This window comes from Glutamicibacter ardleyensis (assembly GCF_014644555.1).
Taxonomy (GTDB): domain Bacteria; phylum Actinomycetota; class Actinomycetes; order Actinomycetales; family Micrococcaceae; genus Glutamicibacter; species Glutamicibacter bergerei.
In genome coordinates this window covers 1-17904 of record NZ_BMKX01000002.1, presented here as the reverse complement: position 1 = coordinate 17904, position 17904 = coordinate 1, and the positions used below count along the sequence as shown (strand labels likewise).

The window sequence follows — 17904 nt, the reverse complement described above, 5'->3', positions numbered from 1 at the left end:
GGGGTTAACGGCCCGAGGGCCTGCTTCATAATGAAGCAGGCCCTCGGGTTTGCTAGTACCGCCTGAGCGGTCGCTCAGCGAGGTGCGGGGAGCTTAGAAGCCGCCCATACCGCCCATGCCACCCATGTCGTCGCCACCTGGCATGGCAACGCCAGCAGGAGCTGGCTTATCTGCAACGACTGCCTCGGTGGTCAAGAACAAGCCAGCGATCGACGCAGCGTTCTGCAGAGCCGAACGGGTCACCTTCACTGGGTCGTTCACGCCTGCTTCAAGCAGGTCGACGTACTGGCCGGTTGCGGCGTTCAGGCCATGGCCTGCTGGCAAGCCCTTGACCTTGTCGGCGACAACGCCTGGCTCCATGCCAGCGTTCAGTGCGATCTGCTTCAGTGGGGCTTCGATGCCAACGCGAACAATGTTCGCACCGGTGGCTTCGTCGCCTTCCAGCTCAAGCTTTGCAAACGCTAGGGCGCCAGCCTGGATCAGAGCCACGCCGCCGCCGGCGACGATGCCCTCTTCAACTGCTGCCTTGGCGTTACGCACTGCATCTTCGATGCGGTGCTTGCGCTCCTTGAGCTCCACCTCGGTTGCGGCGCCGGCCTTGAGCACAGCGACACCACCGGAAAGCTTTGCGTGACGTTCCTGCAGCTTCTCGCGGTCGTAGTCCGAGTCGGTGTTCTTGATCTCGGCTGCGATCTGAGCCTTGCGGCCTTCGATGGCGTCGGCGTCGCCGCCGCCTTCAACGATGGTGGTCTCGTCCTTGGTGATAACGACCTTGCGGGCGGTACCCAGAACTTCGAGGCCAACGGTGTCTAGCGACAGACCGATTTCCTCGGAAACAACCTGACCACCGGTGAGCAGTGCGATGTCGGTCAGCATAGCCTTGCGACGGTCGCCGAAGCCCGGAGCCTTGACGGCAACGGATTTGAACAGACCACGGATCTTGTTCAAGATCAGGGTAGCCAGTGCTTCGCCTTCAACGTCTTCGGCGATGATCAGCAGCGACTTGTTCGACTGCATGACCTTCTCCAGCAAGGAAACCATGTCCTTGACCGAGGAGATCTTCGAATTGACGATCAGGATGTAAGGATCTTCCAGCACGGTCTCCTGACGCTCAGCGTCGGTGACGAAGTATGCGGAGATGTAACCCTTGTCGAAGCGCATGCCCTCGGCCAGCTCCAGCTCAAGGCCGAAGGTGTTGGACTCTTCAACGGTGATAACGCCCTGCTCGCCGACCTTGTCCAGTGCTTCGGCGATCAATGCGCCGATTTCTGGATCGCCAGCGGAGATCGAAGCGGTAGCAGCGATCTGCTCCTTGGATTCGATCTTCTTTGCAGCGGCAAGCAGCTCTGCGGTGACGGCTTCTACTGCCTTGTCGATACCGCGGCGCAATGCGATTGGGTCGGCGCCGGCAGCAACGTTGCGCAGGCCTTCCTTGACCAGAGCCTGAGCGAGCACGGTTGCGGTGGTGGTGCCGTCACCGGCGACGTCGTCAGTCTTCTTGGCTACTTCTTTGACGAGCTCGGCGCCGATCTTCTCGTATGGATCTTCGAGCTCGATTTCCTTGGCGATGGACACACCGTCGTTGGTGATAGTAGGTGCGCCCCACTTCTTCTCCAGAACAACGTTGCGACCGCGTGGGCCTAGGGTTACCTTTACGGCGTCCGCCAGAATGTTCAGGCCGCGCTCAAGTCCGCGGCGTGCTTCCTCGTCAAATGCAATCATCTTGGCCATAGTGGCTTTCGGTCCTTTCGGGACGATCTTGCGAAAATGCAACCGACAGACAGCGCCCGCGACGGACGAGCGCACCGGTATCGGCATCGGGCCGACAACCAAGATGAGCTCTCGCTATCTGAGGTATTCTTCACGCTCCGTGCGTTAACAAACCGCGAGGGTCGAAAGGGTTCGATTTTAAAACGAACAGCCGATCGGCATTAGCAGTCGTAACGCATGAGTGCTAATACAAATATTGGCACTCTCGCATGGCGAGTGCAAGCTGATCGGCTGTGAGCGAAGCGAAATATTACTTGGAGTTCAACGTATCGTCGGCACCAAGGACCACCGTGACGCGGTTAGGAATGTTCTGAGTCTGCAAAACCTCGTCGATACCTAAGACCTCGGCGGCTTTTTCTGCGGTGGTCCGGTAGGCCTCGGACATGTAATAGACGGTCGAGGTTTCCGCATCTCGGGTCCAATTATCCGTCACGATGTTCGTAAATTCGGCCTCAGTCAATAATTCTTCACCTGCACCGGCTGTGCCTGCAATACTCGCACCGTTGTACACGCCAATGAGCTGACCGTACAACACGTCCGCATCATCAATGGTGCTTGAGGGGGTAGCGCTTTCGGAAGGTTCGGCGCTAAGACTTTGCGAAGTTTCGGTTGCTGTCGCTTCGGTATTCTGCGTCGATTCGGAACCGCTGAGACGATCGGCGATACTCGGACCGTAGAAGAAGCCCACACCACCGATGAGCAACACCGCAATTGCGGTCAGGACTACCCAACGAAGCTTGCTGTCCTTGCCCTTGGCGGCGGCAGACTGCGCCCATCCATGGGCATGATGCGACCCCACACGGGTACTAAACTCCGGAACGCGATCGAATTCGTCACGTGGGTAGTTGGTCATTCTTGTCCTTGCTCGAGGTCTGGCTGGCCGAGGCCGGCTAAGAACTTAACGTTCTCCGCCGACGGTACCGCTCACACGACGCTTGGTAGATCGAAGTCTACGCAACCGCTTTACCAGCATTGGGTCGTAGGCCATCGCCGCGTCCGTGTCGATCAGCTGGTTGAGCAACTGATAGTAGTTCGTCGGCGAAATTGAGAACTGCTTAGTGATGGCCTGTTCCTTGGCTCCGGCATATTTCCACCACAGTTTTTCCATGTTCAAGATTTGCTGTGAACGCTCATCGAGCTCTGAGTCGGGATTCATTACAAAATCCACCAAAACCTCATTGCCTGCCATGCGTCTCACCTCTTCCTTGAACACCGATTAGTCGGGCCTCTTTATGCTTTCATATCCACACATGGTGGACACACCACCGATATTCTAACCAATCAATGAACTCGATGCCGTGTAACGCGGCACAACCGCGCCGAAAACGGGCAGAATAGTTGTTATGAACAACCAACAGCCAGCGCTCTTTGAGGCTCCCGCCGCTCAGCCTCTGCCGGAGTATTCAGCCGCTGACTTCCCGTTCTATTTTGGTGCAAAATCACTAGCCAGCAACGGGTTTATCGCAGAGGACTGGGTATCGACATTGGAGCCGCTTGATGGCGTGTTGCAGGATATAGCCCAACAATTAGCGCTGCGTTCGCAGGCGGGCGAGCAGATCCTGCCGGCCCCAGAGGTGATGTTGCGCGCACTGTTGCTTCCCCTAGCCAAAACCAAAGTTCTGATTATCGGCCAAGACCCTTATCCGACCCCAGGACATGCAAATGGTTTGGCCTTCGCCGCTGAGAAAAATGTTCGGCCGCTGCCTCGCAGTTTACGAAATATCTATAAGGAGCTCAGCTCCGACCTCGCGGTGCCCGAAGCCCCACATCCGGACCTCAGCCCCTGGCACGAGCAAGGGGTCTTGTTACTCAATCAGGTTTTCTCGGTGACCGCCGGGCAGGCAGGAAGCCATCAAAAGCTTGGTTGGACACCGGTTGTCGAAGCGATTATTGGCGCCCTCAATTCACGCAAAAATCCGGTAGTCGCCGTTCTCTGGGGAGCCCACGCGCAAAAACTGAGTCCACTGATGGGCAATATGCCGCACGTGCACAGCGTCCACCCTTCTCCGTTATCGGCCAGCCGGGGCTTCTTTGGTTCAAAACCCTTCTCTCAAATCAATAGGCACCTGACCGATTCTGGTCAGGCGCCTATCAATTGGAAGTTACCGACCGCCTAACGGCGGCGGATCCAGCGACGTTCACGTCGAGCATTTGATGTCAAAGGCCGACAGAGCGTATCGCCGAAAACCACGCCGCCGGCGATAGACAGCATGATGGCAAATGCGTTGAACATCTCCACCAAACTAGAGAACATATCTTCCACATCGAAAACGATGCCGTACATTGCACGGAATATCATCAGGCCTGGAAGCATGAACATGACAGCAGGCGCTGCAATCACTAGCTGCGGTGAGCGTAACTTGTCCGCCAAGAAACGCGCCGCAAAACCGATGACTGTCGCCACGACGGCCGGCGTAGCTCGAGAGCCCAATCCGATTTGTTCGGCCAACAACAAGACGAGGTAGCCGCCCACAGCTAACAACGCAGTAGGGATCAGCAGCCGCTTCGCGGTCTGCTCGGTCACCGCACCGGCAAGGATAGCCACTGCTACTAAACCAACAAGCATCCATGTTGGATAGTTGATTGCAACGATCCGGTGAACGTCCACCTTGTCGCCTCCGAAGACCGAAGAGACAACCAAGGCTGATGAAATTCCCGACAAGATGGCCGTATAGGTCAACCCGGCGGAAAATAGGCGCCCGACGGCCGTCACAGGGAACCCATTGATCGCATCTTGTAGCGCCGAGACAAATCTGCCCGAAGGCAAGAGCAACAAGATACCACCGGAAACGACCAACGCAGGGTCCAGCGGGGCGTGCACTCGGTGGCTTAGCAGCGCAATGACGGTCACGGTAAAGGTTGCAGTGGCGACGGAGAAGAACTCCGGAACGCGCCAGCGTGAGCCATAGCGCCCGATCTGCGAGATCAACCACGATGAGGCCATCGCGACCAGGGCACCAAGCCACGAACCACCAATGAAGAGCACAAAGGCTGCCGCGAATATCGACTGTCCCGAGGCCACAACCCAGCGTGGGAACGGTTTCGGTTTCCGCGTAATTGCTTTCAGCTGTTTAGCCGAAGAAGTCCGTGACACACCGCCGGCAATAATATCCGAGACCAACTCGTGAACCATCACAAGACCCGCATAGTTGGTGGTGTAGGAACGCACCACGCGCAAAATCGAATAGCTTTCAGCGTCCGGTGGGCTGTAGTTCAGGTGTAACGACTGGTTAGTGATATCAACATCTAGATGACTAAGCCCCAGGGCGGCGGTTACCGCGATGATGCTGGTTTCGACTTCCAGTGCACCAGCACCATAACGAATCAGCGTTTCGCCGAGATCTAGGGCGAATTCCATGGTCCGTCGGGCCGATGCATCTTGATCGACGTTCACCTTTGGATTGGCGTACGGGGTTCCGCGTAACCGGTCAACCACTTTCAGAGCTTCGGTTGGTGGTGTATCTGAAATCCACATTTTTGCCAACAGACGACGTGCTACCGGGTTGGCGCGCGTTGGCATTAACGTGATGCCGTCATCCGAGGTAAGAACCTGACCGGTGCGTGACTCGATATCGGTAGCGTCAGCTGCCGCGACGCTTGCACTTACTGCGGTATTTAACGGAAGCTCTGAAGCCATCGTCGTCTCAACGGACACCGTTTCTGGTAGGTGTCCCATGTTGATTTCGCTCGTCAAAATACGAGGCAGCGACCCGGCCAATGGCGATGGATCTTCTCCCGCATCTTTCGACTCCACGGACTTCTCGCCATGGTCTTGCTGCGCCACGAATCACTCCCCCTGAGGCTCTTGTTTTACTCGTATTCCTCACGATACAACCATGGCCTGTCAACCGGCAGAGAGGAACCCCCATCGACTGAGTATCCCTGAACACATCTGTCATTTTTTGTTCTCGGAAATAAAATTTGACTCCAGCGAGTTACCTAATTAGATGCAATTGCATGAATTTTTTGGAGAAGAGGAAAGTCATGACTTCTGTCGCACCGACGCCAGAGACGCCCGAGATTGGCGTGGAAACCTTCGGCGATATCACCGAAGACTTACAGGGCAGATCGCTGTCCCACGCACAGGTAATCCGCAACGTCATAGTCGAAGGTCAGCGGGCCGAGCAGGTTGGACTGGATTTCTTTGGCATAGGCGAACACCACCGCGATGACTATTCAGTGTCGGCTCCGGAAATTGTTCTCGCCGCTCTGGCTCAAGCCACCGAAAAAATCCGTTTGGGAACCGCGGTGACCGTCCTGTCGAGTGACGACCCAGTACGCGTCTACGAACGATTTGCAACCTTGGACGCCATTTCCCATGGCCGTACCGAAATCATCGCAGGTCGAGGATCCTTCATCGAGTCGTTCCCGCTTTTCGGGCTCAACCTTGATGACTACGAATCGCTCTTCGAAGAAAAACTTGAACTCTTAGCAAAGGTCCGCACCGGCCTACCGGTGACCTGGGCCGGTGAGCATCGCACAGCACTTGAAGATCAACAGCTCTACCCACTGCTAGAACAAGATCCAATCACCACCTGGGTTGGTGTTGGCGGTAGCCCACAGTCGGTAATTCGAGCCGCCCGGCACGGGTTGCCCTTATTCATGGCGATCATTGGCGGACAGCCGGCCGCCTTTGAACAACTTGTACAGCTCTATCACCGCGCATTGAAGCAGTTCGGACAGCCAACACAGCGGGTAGGCGCACACTTCCACGGGCTTGTCGCCCCGACCGACAAGGAAGCCTTGGAATTGTTGTGGCCGCACTACCAGCGCACCATGAACCGTTTGGGCGCAGAACGAGGATGGCCTCCTGCAAGCAAGATGCGCTTGGAGGCTTCCATGGGACTAGATGGATCCATGATGGCAGGTAGCCCACAGACCGTGGCCACCAAAATGGCCAAGGTCGCCAAGACCTTAGGCCTCAGCCGGGTGGACATCAAGTATTCGGCAGGTTCGTTGCCACACGAGACGATGCTGGACAGCATCGAACTTCTTGGTCGGGAAGTCAAACCGCTCGTACACGAGATGCTCGCCAAGTAAACCCGAACAAAAGAACCCCGCACAAAGTAGAACGAGGAAGCCATCGCATTGATGCGGTGGCTTCCTCGTTCTTTGGTGGATCTTACTGGACTCGAACCAGCGACCTTTCGCGTGTGAGGCGAACGCTCTAACCAACTGAGCTAAAGATCCCTCTGCGCGCTGACCTGCCGGTCAAGCACCTAAACGATCTTAGCGGTCTTTGCCCAACGCACAAAATCGATTTCACCACCATAACCGTCCGGACTGCATTGTCGCTCCCAAATTATCGAGCACTGCCACACTAGTCAACTGAAAAAGAGCGGATGACAAGCACAAAAATATGGAGTCATTTCGTTTATCTAGATTTAACATTTTGGTCGCTTTTTTGGCTTGCTAAACAGCCCCGCTAAACCGCATAATTTTTCTAGCTCATCGAGCTCAAGCTGGGCCCTACAAGGAAGCTACCGGAACCCACCGGTACCGGTCCCCTGAAGGCCAACGAAATCCGCCGACCGGCATACCGCCACAAAGCAAAAGCCATATCTTTCGTTCGTCTTAGCCTTAGGACCGATCCCAGTGCACTCTTTCCTGCGCTATTCCCTCTCCACTTCCACACCACTTGGTGCTGCTCGTTCCGAACTGGAAAGCCTGTACCCAGTGATTGATGACCGCTGGAATCAGAAAATCGACCGTGCCCGTTATATTGTCTCGGTCTACGATTCACACCTGCTCATAGCTGCAGGAATCGTGCACGACTCGGTGATTGCACCGACTAGCGTCATGGGTGCGCTCGAGCTCGGTTGCATGAGTGTGCGTCCGGAGTACCGACGTCGAGGAATCCGTCAGCAGATCACCAAGCTACGTCTGGATTTTGTACTCAGAACCGGAAGCACCCCCATCACCGTCATTGACTCAGCTAATCCGGGATCTTGGGCTGCCTACGAACGGTCAGAGGTGTGGGAGCGCGAACGTAGCTTTGAATATCAGGGACAGGTCAAATATATTTACCGTGGTGTTCCAGCTCTAACGGAACTGACAGCTACTACATCCAATCTCGAATTGCCGATGCTGGCTGCACAAAGAAATTCCACTCCACTTCCCGCAGTGTGGGGCTTTGATGAGCCCAGTGAAGTCAAACAGATGAGCTAAAAGAGCGCTTCTTGTAGCTCGTCTACTGGGTCATGCCCTGGAAGCGGGGCAACTTCGCCGGCCCGGCGAGCGCGTGCTGCTTCATGCAGGTCGATGGGCGTGACCTTCAGGACTGTATCGACCATTGCATTCATGAACTGAGCGGTTCCAATATCATCCGGCACCGGGCTGTGCACAACTTTTACCTCGGGCTTCTCAGCATGGTCATCCCAGTCCACCAGTAAGAGTCCTGTGGCGCTGTATCCAAAGCCGTCACCGAAGTCGCGTAGTTTCCGGATCATATCAACGGTACGTCGGAATGCTGCCGGCTCGGAATCAAGGATCGTCGCGCGTTGCACGAAATAGAATCCGACGGCCGCCAGAGGGTAGCGGGCACGGAGGTTTGCCGCGTCTCCATAGGCTTCTTCGTATCGATTGGAGAGGTTCTTTCCAAATGAGGAAGTCATGGCCTTAGTGCTCAACAGCAGTTCTGGCCCGGTGGACCAATGGGTCATCACCACGTCGGTTTGTTTCATATAGGCGCGGCCTAGGATTCTTGCGTCGGTACTTCCTGCTTTACCTGCCAAGATCGCGTCATGTAGCTCCTCAGAGAGCCGTTCGGGTAATTTCCGCAGCAGTTCAAGAATGTCTGAGGAAAGCACCCGTGGTGCTTCGGCGCGTGGCCAGACTACATCTGCATCAAACCCAGCTCTGCGCAGTTCATGCGCTAACCAGGCGTCCACGCCTTGCGCGAAGCGTCCTGAGCGCGTCGCTGCTTTGGAACGCACCGGAATGCTCAATAACCGCTCTAAGGTCTCAAAGGACGGGTTAAACTCCTGGGTGACGGCCCCGTTGCGGATCCAGGGAGAATCTTTCGGTGCAGATAATAAAGTCGCATCATATTCTGCAAAGGCTAAGGTTTTTTCGACTGCGCCAGTTCCCACGCTTAGTTCTCCACTGCCTTCGCTCGTGACTTCCGTCGTTTTAACATGTCTTGGCGGGCTCCGTGTAGTGCATTGAGTGCCGCTTCATCTAAGCCCAGCATTTGACCCAGCACAATCTCGTCAACTAACGCAGTGGCTTCCTGCTTTTTACCTTGCTCCAGATAAGCACGAACGTCCTCTTTGATACTTAGCAACTGTTGCTCGTAGTGGGCCACAAGATGTGCCGCGGGCACCGGGAGCTTATCGGCTTCGCTCGGTTCCAGCTTCAAAATTCCTCCACCGTAGGAGCGTCCCACCATTTCGGCACCGAGCATCGTTAAGGTATTGAGCGAGGCTAAGGGCAGTAAGCCACGTCCCAACTCGCGCACTTCTGCGCCCAGGTACACGCCATGGATCGAGTTAATGTGGTGCACCCCCGCATGGTTAGTTGTCAGGCGAGGTGTGTCGGCATTCATATAGGTCATGAACAAGTCTGGAACTGACAGCAACGGGACCCTCCACCATGGGGTGCGCATCCGGCATTTGTAGGCTTGATCCACCAGATCTAGTTCGCCACTGTTAATCAGTTCTTCCCCGGCGGCGGAGGCCTCAGCCAAGGGACGGAACATCAAGGTCGACAGGCCGTGCTCACCCAAGCGTTGCCATTGGTCCTCGTTCAGCTCCAAACCACGAAGGTGCCGTGATCCAGGTGGCGAAATCTTCACTAGTTCAGCCTCGGTCAGGCCTAGCTCTTCGGCCCGTGCGGGGCTGAGCGTAAACCACTTGTTATTGCCGGTAACAGCGCCCAAGGATGTTTCGCCCCAGCTTTGGAGGTTGCTAAACGCTGCACTGGACAAGGCATGATTTAAGATCCCTTGCGCTTCAAGGGTCACCAGTGAGCCGGTCCACCGGTCGCTGGGTGAAGTTGGTGTGTGCTTGCTACCCTCGGTCAGTTGGGTCAGGTCATCGGCGTTACGGAATTGGTGCAAGCTAAAGGAAGCGCTAGAGCCACTGCGATATCCCTCGGCTAGTAGTAGCACCACTTCTTCTTGTGCATCAGCAAAGAGCCGCTGTTCAAAGACGGCTAGGTGCACATTTGCGAATCGTTCGAGCAACATAGCTCGAACCGGTCCCGCGTAGTTGACGAACATCAGTTCAGCTGGAAGAACTAAGGCGAGCCGTCCACCAGTTTTCAGAAAACTCGTAGCATGAACTACAAAGGCCGCCCAGACGGAGGCTAGCTCATTAAGCTCCACTCCGCTCCTTCGGGCGGCTTCACGTGAAAGCTGTCGCTGGGCACCGCGGTGCAATTGGTAACGCACGTAGGGTGGGTTGCCAATGACGGCATCCATATCTGCGGTGCCAGGGACATCAAAAAAGTTTGCGTGCCGAATTTTAGCCTGAGCGCCTTGCGCGTCCAGGAGTGCCCGTGCGGCGAGTACGGAAGCTTCGTGAAGTTCTACTCCCCAAAGTTCAACGTCGCCACGGCCGTCGTTGGTTACTTGATGTGCCGTGGTCAAAAATTGTGCTTCTCCGCAAGAGGGTTCAAGCACACGGCGGCCCTGCTCACCGAGCGCCCACTGGGCCATAAAACGGGCCACAGGTTCTGGGGTGAAATACGCGCCGCGCTCATGCCGGGCGGTATCTTTCACGCTACTATTTTTGCTCTTCAACACACATCGATCTTTCCATGGCCGGCAGACGTTTTAGCCAGTCAGCAACGGGGGTCATCCACCGGGCTCAGTCCCAGCGTGTTTCGCTGGCTCGCAGATGCACGGCGGGAAGGTTTCTCTCACCTTCTATTCTACGGGCAGGGATACAAAGACCGCTTAGTGCTTGGCGCGCAGCTTGTTGATGCCCACAACCACCAATGCAATCACGCAACCAATCAAGAATCCGGCGACACAGGAGAACGCGGTATTTGTCAGCCACCCCAAGACGGCACCTGCCGAACCTGTCGCGTCGTGAACCAAAAGTTCCATGTGGTGCACAAAACCATAGGGGGCATGCCACCCAAGTTCATCCATACCCACAAGGATCAGGTGACCACCAACCCACAACATGGCCACAACGCCGACCTTGCTCAAGATCGACATCACGATCGGCATACCCTTGACTAGGCCACGGCCTACCTTCTGCGAAAGCGTAGAAGTTTTTTGAGCCAGTTGTAGCCCAATATCGTCCATCTTAACTATTAGTCCCACCGCGCCATAGACGACTACCGTCATGAGAACGGCAATGACAATTAAGATCAATGCTCGATTCAGGAATGGTTCATGAGACACCTCGTTGAGCGAGATGACCATGATCTCCGCGGAGAGCACTAGGTCGGTGCGGACTGCGGAGCCAATAATTGCTTTCTCGTCCCGGCCACCGTCCTTGCCACCAGGGCTGTGATGCTTGATCACCCCCATGGCTTCGAGTAGCTTCTCGGCACCCTCAAAAACGAGATACGCTCCGCCGAGCATCAAAATAGGGGTCAGTGCCCACGGCGCAAACTGAGAAAGAATCAAGGCGACCGGCAAGATGATCAGGAGTTTATTCCGGATGGAACCTACCGCGATCTTCCAGATTATTGGAAGCTCGCGTTTAGGCGATAGACCCTTCACATACTGAGGTGTGACTGCGGCGTCGTCAATGACCACGCCTAGGGACTTAGTGCTCGCCTTCGCAGCTCCCAAGGCGATGTCATCTAATGATGCCGCGGTGACCTTTACTAGGGCTGCGACATCATCGAGAAGGGCTACGAGTCCACCGGCCATGCCAAACTCCTTGAATTGTTATGTTGTCTTTTGTCTTGCCATGTTCCAGCTATGGAAACAACAGCAGAACTCATCTGAAGTTTAGCGCCCTGAACGACAAAAAACCTGACTAAACCAAGCCTTTGCGGAATGCCCAGCGCACTGGCACCACGTGTCGAACGGGTAATGTGAAAAAGACCCTCGTCATCGTTCATTTCAAACGTTGACGAGGGTCATTCGAGCCCCCTATCGGATTCGAACCGATGACCTACGCTTTACAAGAGCGTTGCTCTGGCCAGCTGAGCTAAGGAGGCGTACTAAGTAAGAATATCCGAAGACTAGGCTCTACTGCGAATCGAGCGGCCGAGGGTGTTAACGCAAGCAAGGCAGCGCCTCACGAATGAGACACTACCTTGCGTTAGCGCAGGAAGTCGTTTAGCGAACTAGCTACTTACTGCCTGCTCTTTGCGTCTGTTTAGGCATTAGCTTTGATAGCCGATTCGACTGCTTCAACGAAGTCCTTCGAGGCAAGATCAACGCTCTTACCCTGGACGAAGATGCTCGGGGTGCCACCCACGCCTTCATTCTGCGCGGTCACTGTGGTCTTTTCAACGAAGGGACGGAAAGTCCCCTTATCGATGCAGCTCTTCACCGAGTCAGAGGCGCCGGCAGCAACCGCCATGTCAGAAAGCTCAGCATTCTTCAACTCACCCTGGTCATAATGCCCCCACAGTGCGGTAGCAAAGTCCAAGTAAGCCGCTGGGCTCTGGTCAGCAACACATGCCAAGGCGTTGGCACCGCGTGAAGAGAAGTTCGATGGTGAGCCACCGTCGAGGAATCCGACGTTGCGGTATTCCAAGGTGATCTTGCCATCGGCTAGCCACTGCTTGAGCTGTGGCCCATAAGTGCTTTCAAACTCTGCACAGTGAACGCAATTCGCATCTATGTACGAGGTGACGTTGACTGGTTCGCCCTTGCCCCCCACGGTCAGCTCGCTAGGTTCCGGGGTCGTAGGCCGATCATCTTTAAGAACAAGATTGGTGTTGTCGATCTTGATCCCGGAGGTATCTGCCACCGTGGTAGGTGAGGTCAGCAGGATGCCGCCGGCAGCGTTACCACCCTGAGGAGCCGAACCAGTCGCGGAGATCTTCGCGTTGTTATTTTGCACGATGAGCACAACGACGAGCGCCACGACCACCACGACCGCTGCCAGCACACCGAGCTTAACCATCAATGATTTTCGCTTCTGAGCGGCAGCTTGAGTTGCCTGCATCTGCGCAGCCTTTTCGCGAGCGCTAGCGCTGCGCTCCGCTTTGGACGGACGCGAGTTGTTTGTCGACATAAGTTTGATTGTTCCTTGGCTCAACGGAAATACTGTAATCTGCCTTCAAGCTTAGCCAATGCAATGGCTCAAATACCCCGTAACCCGCACTTTTTCCAACCTTCACAGGATGCGCATAACATTCACCAACACAGTGCAAAGCCCCTTTCCTTTGTTATTTGAGACTTCAACCAAGTCATCGCACGATAGTTCATTATTCGTCGTGAGCATGGGTTAAAAGAGCAATAGGGAGCCTTGTCACGTACATTGAGTGGTAGAACACGGTTTCACCCGGATTCCAGACTTGATCCGAAAAACAAGGACAAAAGCGATGTTGGTTCACTAAGACCACCATTTGCTGATAACCGAAAAATCTGCGGTGTTTCCATTCGCAGTAGTTACGTGGCCAGGAGGTTTACGGTGGGCAATGAACTAACAGTCGCTAGCGAGAACAATCCCTACGATTTTGTGGTGGTAGCTAACCGGCTGCCGGTCGACAGGATTACGCTGCCCGATGGGACTCAAGGTTTTCAGCGTGCACCAGGCGGCTTAGTAACAGCGTTGGAACCCGTGATGGCCGCGTCCGAAGGTGCTTGGGTGGGCTGGCATGGCGGTATCGATGAAGAACTCGCCGAATTCGACAAAGACGATATTCATCTCGTCCCCGTTCCGCTCAGCGAACAAGACCTCAATCTCTACTACGAGGGGTTTTCAAACTCCACCCTCTGGCCGCTCTATCACGATGTTATTGTGCCACCGGAATACCACCGCACCTGGTGGGACCGGTATAAGAAGATCAACCAACGTTTTGCCGACGCAGTGGCTCGGACGGCCGCACAACACGCCACCGTGTGGGTCCACGATTATCAGCTGCAGCTAGTGCCACAGATGCTCCGCTTGGCCCGGCCAGATTTGAAGATTGGATTCTTCCTACATATTCCGTTCCCGGCCGCCAGCTTGTTCTCTCAGCTGCCATGGCGCACCCAGATCCTCGAAGGACTCGCAGGAGCCGATTTGGTTGGCTTCCAGCGTGAGACCGATGCCTCGAATTTCCTGCGCTGTCTACGCCGCTTCACCGACTACTCCACAAGGGGCCACGAAGCCACACCATCGGCCACACATGGAATTCAAAACTTGTGCAGGGCCGAAGCCCATCCAATTTCGATCGATACGAAAGAAATTGCGAAGCTTTCACGCGATCCACAGATTATTGCCCGGGCAGCGCAGATCCGCTTGGAATTGGGCAACCCAAAAACCATCATGCTCGGCGTAGACCGACTCGATTACACCAAAGGTATTCGGCACCGGCTCAAGGCCTATGGAGAGCTGCTCAACGATCAGTCGCTTCGCGCCGGAGATGTCTGCCTGATTCAGGTCGCCAGTCCGAGCCGTGAAAATGTCGGCTCGTATATGGAACTGCGTGACCAGGTAGAACTAATGGTCGGGCAGATCACCGGGCAGCACGACACCTTGAGCCACACGACCCTTCGCTATCTACACCACTCCTACCCGCTGCGCGAAATGATCGCCTTGTACCTTGCCGCTGACGTACTGCTGGTCACGGCATTACGCGACGGCATGAACCTTGTCGCTAAGGAATTTGTGGCTGCGCATCAAGACGGACGAGGGGTCTTGGTGCTCTCGGAATATACCGGGGCAGCGGATCAGCTGACCCAGGCAGTACTAGTGAACCCCCATGACATCGATGGGATGAAAGCGAAGATCATCGAAGCGGTCAAGATGGACCAAAATGAACAAGCCCGACGAATGCGACGAATGAACCGTCATCTGTTAGATAACGACGTCACGGGTTGGTCCGCACACTTCCTCGCAGAGCTGGCGGAAATCAATTCACGGGCAAACCAGATTAGCCCCAGCCCTACCCACTAAATACCACGCCTAGTTTGAACGGAACGATCGTGCCAAAACTTGCCCCGGAGCTCTATGCTGCGCTGTCCACCTTCGCAGGACATCGCAGAATTTTAGTCGCCCTAGATTTTGACGGAACACTTTCGCCACTAGTGGACCGACCAGAAGATGCCAGGCCAACCCCGCAGGCAGCTCAGGTTTTTGAGGAACTCTCACAACAATATGGTGTGCGAACTGCAGTGGTCTCAGGCCGAAACCTCGATTCACTCACCGAAGTTTATCCAGCTCCCCGCCCCGAGAACCTCATTGGTTCCCATGGCGCGGAGCGGCGAGTACCCTCCGTGTCCAGCGACTCCCCCGAACAGCCAGAACTGTCCGCATCACAACGCGCTAATCTCAAAGAATTGACCGCAAAACTCAGCGAAGTAGCGCAGCGGCATGAAGGGGTCAGCTTAGAATATAAGCCCTCGGCCACCGTACTTCACGTGCGTCAGGCACCCAGTATCGAGGTGGCCGACGCAGCTATCATCGAGGGGCAGCAAGCCCTTGCACATCTAGACGAACTACGTCTCATGGCAGGCAAATCGGTGTTAGAGGCTTCGGTTCATTCTGGTAACAAGGGACAGGCTTTGCAGTGGCTCCGTGAGGTCCTTGACGTAGATGCATTGCTTTTCATTGGCGACGATGTCACCGACGAAGATGGCTTTCGAATATTGAACCGCGAGGACCTCGGAATTAAGGTTGGCGAGGGTCCAACTCTGGCCGCACATCGTATCGAAACTCCAGAAATGTTGCCAGAACTTTTGGAATTTCTGCTTTCCATGCGAAACTAGAGTGTCCCATATCACTTTCACTATGGATCGTCGGGCACGTACCTGCCCGTGAAAGGATTGTCATCATGGCAACTGTGACCTTTGAAAAGGCCACCCGAATTTACCCGGGCGCACTTGTGCCCTCCGTCGATGCAATTGATTTGCAGATCGAAGACGGTGAATTCCTGGTATTAGTTGGCCCCTCGGGCTGTGGAAAATCAACCACCTTGCGAATGCTTGCTGGACTTGAGGAAGTTAACTCAGGGCGCATTCTCATTGGCGATAAGGACGTAACCAACGTTCCGCCTAAGGATCGCGATATTGCGATGGTCTTCCAAAACTATGCGCTTTACCCGCATATGACCGTCGCCGAAAATATGGGCTTTGCGCTCAAAATTGCAGGCATAGACAAGGAAGAGCGCAATAAGCGTGTCCTTGAAGCTGCAAAGCTACTGGATCTTGAACAGTATTTGAGTCGTAAGCCCAAAGCTCTCTCCGGTGGCCAACGTCAGCGCGTGGCCATGGGCCGTGCAATCGTTCGCTCCCCTCAGGTATTCCTCATGGATGAGCCACTGTCTAACCTCGACGCCAAGCTCCGCGTGCAGACCCGCACGCAGATCGCCTCGCTGACCCGTCGATTAGGCGTCACCACCGTGTACGTCACCCACGATCAGGTTGAAGCCCTCACCATGGGCGATCGGGTTGCGGTTCTGAAAGACGGCGAAATTCAGCAGGTGGGAACACCACGCGAGCTTTACGATCGCCCGCAAAATGTTTTTGTTGCCGGATTTATCGGTTCGCCGGCAATGAACCTGGTAGAGCTGGAAGCTGCTAACGGACAGGTTCTCTTTGGCGACTCGTCCTTGCCAGTATTGGGCGCTCAGGGCGCAACAACCTTGGGCATTCGTCCCGAAGACCTGACGCTCGGTTCTTCCACGGAAGGCGTAGAGCTAATAGTGGATGTGGTTGAAGAGCTCGGTGCCGACGCATACGTTTACGGTACGGCGCACTTGGCTGGCAAAGACCAGACCATCGTGGTTCGAGTCAACGGCCGCACCCCACCGGCCCGTGGACAGAAACTGAACATCGTGCCCAAAGTTGAACACATGCATCTCTTTGATACCGAGTCGGGACTGCGTCTAGCAGACTGACCAACGGCAAAACAGCAAGCCCCGATCCAAAATACCTAAGGGGAATGGATCGGGGCTTGCTGTCACCGTCCGCAGGATCTAAGTTAAACATCGAGGGCCCCGAGATAATCTCGGGGCCCTCGGCAAAATATGCCCGGCGATGACCTACTCTCCCACACCCTCCCGAGTGCAGTACCATCGGCGCAGTGGGTCTTAGCTTCCGGGTTCGGTATGGGACCGGGCGTTTCCCCCACGCTATGATCGCCGTAACTCTAACCCTCACGGTTGAACCGTGGGAAAATTACAGTGTCATCCGCAGTTGCGATAACTCAATAACTATAACAGGAACCATGACGCTCGCGCCAATCGATTGGCGCCAATGACTAGTGTCCTTCGCCATACTTATTTGGTCACCGCTGCTGGTAATAATTGCCAGCTGACTTCAGTTGATATTCACTAAAAAGGCAAGCGCTGATGGGACGTGTAGACAAACCGCAACTCACCGAAGGTCGCCAGAACCGCGGAGGGGCCGAGCCAACCGCACCTACTGAAAGGCGCATGGCGCAACAGACGGTTCCACCCGATCATGGGCTTCTGGCAGCTCTCGTGAGTACGCAAAACACACAACGCTGCGTGCCCCTACGTTTCCATGCCGGCAGAACGCGCTGGCAGGGCCTGCTGTCGTGTCATCTACAACCAGTGCCGACAACCGATCAGGCCGTTTGCCACATCTAGATAATTGAACTGAGTACGTCTCAGCGCGGTGATACTGGCAGCTGAAAGTCGTCGGGCATCTCGACACGATAATTCATCGAGATATAGCCGCCGAGCCGTAAGACCACAGGCTCGTTGGCCTCATGGACCAGCTACTATCTGTTTCTAAAAAATACGGCCGATTGTGTTCGCCGATTCACTTTCCGAAGCTATCCAACCCTTCATTCACCTTGAGATGTGGCATGGAAGTTTCTGAATATGCTGCCGAATTCTTTTTGCCCTCACCCACTCTAACCGGTCAGCGGACGCTACCACATACCAAGTGAGGAACCAGGTCCTTTTAAACAGCACAAGGGCCCCACCCTTCCAGGCAGAACCCCACACACCACCCACACCAACCCAGCCAGCAGCAACCAACCAGCCGGCAACCAGCAACCAGTTACTGGTTAAACAGGTGAGGCCCCGAACACCACAGTG

Annotated in this window: 14 protein-coding genes, 2 tRNA genes and 1 rRNA gene; 6 read left to right on the top strand and 11 right to left on the bottom strand. The window is 55.2% G+C overall.

Annotated features, from left to right (window positions below; all coding sequences use genetic code 11):
- Positions 1–93: 93 nt before the first annotated feature.
- The 3 genes from groL to IEX04_RS04610 all read right to left on the bottom strand — a co-directional run bounded on the left by groL (position 94) and on the right by IEX04_RS04610 (position 2959).
- A complete protein-coding gene (gene groL / locus IEX04_RS04620; protein ID WP_188684122.1) occupies positions 94–1731 on the bottom strand; it encodes a chaperonin GroEL in 1638 nt (545 codons plus the stop codon).
- Positions 1732–2020: 289 nt separating this feature from the next.
- Positions 2021–2623 carry a LytR C-terminal domain-containing protein gene (locus IEX04_RS04615; protein ID WP_096256068.1) on the bottom strand — a complete coding sequence of 201 codons (603 nt, stop codon included), beginning with the start codon at positions 2621–2623 and terminating at the stop codon, positions 2021–2023.
- Between the two features lie 45 nt (positions 2624–2668).
- Positions 2669–2959 (bottom strand): DUF3263 domain-containing protein, encoded by a 291-nt coding sequence (locus IEX04_RS04610; protein ID WP_096256066.1) that lies wholly within the window; start codon positions 2957–2959, stop codon positions 2669–2671.
- Positions 2960–3113: 154 nt separating this feature from the next.
- On the opposite strand from IEX04_RS04610, the gene IEX04_RS04605 reads away from it, so the two are divergent.
- A complete protein-coding gene (locus IEX04_RS04605; protein WP_188684120.1) occupies positions 3114–3887 on the top strand; it encodes a uracil-DNA glycosylase in 774 nt (257 codons plus the stop codon).
- Here the strand turns inward: IEX04_RS04605 and IEX04_RS04600 are convergent.
- On the bottom strand, positions 3884–5554 hold the full coding sequence (locus IEX04_RS04600; protein WP_229677002.1) for a threonine/serine exporter family protein: 1671 nt from the start codon (positions 5552–5554) through the stop codon (positions 3884–3886). The genes IEX04_RS04605 and IEX04_RS04600 overlap by 4 nt on opposite strands.
- A 200-nt stretch (positions 5555–5754) precedes the next feature.
- Here IEX04_RS04600 and IEX04_RS04595 point away from each other — a divergent pair, with 200 nt between their 5' ends.
- Positions 5755–6810, top strand: coding sequence for an LLM class flavin-dependent oxidoreductase (locus tag IEX04_RS04595; RefSeq protein ID WP_188684118.1), 1056 nt, complete (start codon positions 5755–5757; stop codon positions 6808–6810).
- Between the two features lie 73 nt (positions 6811–6883).
- Here the strand turns inward: IEX04_RS04595 and IEX04_RS04590 are convergent.
- Positions 6884–6960 (bottom strand) — tRNA-Val (locus tag IEX04_RS04590).
- Between the two features lie 405 nt (positions 6961–7365).
- Here IEX04_RS04590 and IEX04_RS04585 point away from each other — a divergent pair.
- Positions 7366–7938 carry a GNAT family N-acetyltransferase gene (locus tag IEX04_RS04585; RefSeq protein WP_096256060.1) on the top strand — a complete coding sequence of 191 codons (573 nt, stop codon included), beginning with the start codon at positions 7366–7368 and terminating at the stop codon, positions 7936–7938.
- Here IEX04_RS04585 and IEX04_RS04580 read toward each other — a convergent pair.
- From IEX04_RS04580 to IEX04_RS04560, 5 genes are all read right to left on the bottom strand, one after another.
- The gene (locus IEX04_RS04580) at positions 7935–8861 is read right to left on the bottom strand and encodes a hypothetical protein (protein ID WP_096256058.1); all 927 of its coding nucleotides are present in this window, start codon (positions 8859–8861) and stop codon (positions 7935–7937) included. The genes IEX04_RS04585 and IEX04_RS04580 overlap by 4 nt on opposite strands.
- A 2-nt stretch (positions 8862–8863) precedes the next feature.
- The gene (locus tag IEX04_RS04575) at positions 8864–10516 is read right to left on the bottom strand and encodes an HsdM family class I SAM-dependent methyltransferase (RefSeq protein ID WP_096256057.1); all 1653 of its coding nucleotides are present in this window, start codon (positions 10514–10516) and stop codon (positions 8864–8866) included.
- Positions 10517–10669: 153 nt separating this feature from the next.
- Positions 10670–11602, bottom strand: coding sequence for a DUF808 domain-containing protein (locus IEX04_RS04570; protein WP_096256055.1), 933 nt, complete (start codon positions 11600–11602; stop codon positions 10670–10672).
- Positions 11603–11821: 219 nt separating this feature from the next.
- Positions 11822–11895, bottom strand: a tRNA-Thr gene (locus IEX04_RS04565).
- 161 nt (positions 11896–12056) lie between these two features.
- Positions 12057–12923 (bottom strand): DsbA family protein, encoded by an 867-nt coding sequence (locus tag IEX04_RS04560; RefSeq protein WP_188684116.1) that lies wholly within the window; start codon positions 12921–12923, stop codon positions 12057–12059.
- A 399-nt stretch (positions 12924–13322) separates the two neighbouring features.
- On the opposite strand from IEX04_RS04560, the gene IEX04_RS04555 reads away from it, so the two are divergent.
- From IEX04_RS04555 to IEX04_RS04545, 3 genes are all read left to right on the top strand, one after another.
- A complete protein-coding gene (locus IEX04_RS04555; protein WP_229677001.1) occupies positions 13323–14792 on the top strand; it encodes an alpha,alpha-trehalose-phosphate synthase (UDP-forming) in 1470 nt (489 codons plus the stop codon).
- A 29-nt stretch (positions 14793–14821) separates the two neighbouring features.
- Positions 14822–15604 carry a trehalose-phosphatase gene (gene otsB, locus IEX04_RS04550; protein WP_170947831.1) on the top strand — a complete coding sequence of 261 codons (783 nt, stop codon included), beginning with the start codon at positions 14822–14824 and terminating at the stop codon, positions 15602–15604.
- A gap of 65 nt (positions 15605–15669) precedes the next feature.
- Entirely contained in the window at positions 15670–16734 is a 1065-nt protein-coding gene (locus tag IEX04_RS04545; RefSeq protein ID WP_188684112.1) for an ABC transporter ATP-binding protein, read from the top strand.
- A 131-nt stretch (positions 16735–16865) separates the two neighbouring features.
- Here IEX04_RS04545 and rrf read toward each other — a convergent pair.
- Positions 16866–16982, bottom strand: a 5S ribosomal RNA gene (rrf, locus tag IEX04_RS04540).
- Positions 16983–17904: the final 922 nt, after the last annotated feature.

Excerpts from the sequence above, each read along its gene's own strand:
- groL (WP_188684122.1), bottom strand. The coding sequence starts at position 1,731 with ATGGCCAAGATGATTGCATTTGACGAGGAAGCACGCCGCGGACTTGAG.
- IEX04_RS04615 (WP_096256068.1), bottom strand. The coding sequence starts at position 2,623 with ATGACCAACTACCCACGTGACGAATTCGATCGCGTTCCGGAGTTTAGT.
- IEX04_RS04610 (WP_096256066.1), bottom strand. The coding sequence starts at position 2,959 with ATGGCAGGCAATGAGGTTTTGGTGGATTTTGTAATGAATCCCGACTCA.
- IEX04_RS04605 (WP_188684120.1), top strand. The coding sequence starts at position 3,114 with ATGAACAACCAACAGCCAGCGCTCTTTGAGGCTCCCGCCGCTCAGCCT.
- IEX04_RS04595 (WP_188684118.1), top strand. The coding sequence starts at position 5,755 with ATGACTTCTGTCGCACCGACGCCAGAGACGCCCGAGATTGGCGTGGAA.
- IEX04_RS04570 (WP_096256055.1), bottom strand. The coding sequence starts at position 11,602 with ATGGCCGGTGGACTCGTAGCCCTTCTCGATGATGTCGCAGCCCTAGTA.
- IEX04_RS04560 (WP_188684116.1), bottom strand. The coding sequence starts at position 12,923 with ATGTCGACAAACAACTCGCGTCCGTCCAAAGCGGAGCGCAGCGCTAGC.
- IEX04_RS04545 (WP_188684112.1), top strand. The coding sequence starts at position 15,670 with ATGGCAACTGTGACCTTTGAAAAGGCCACCCGAATTTACCCGGGCGCA.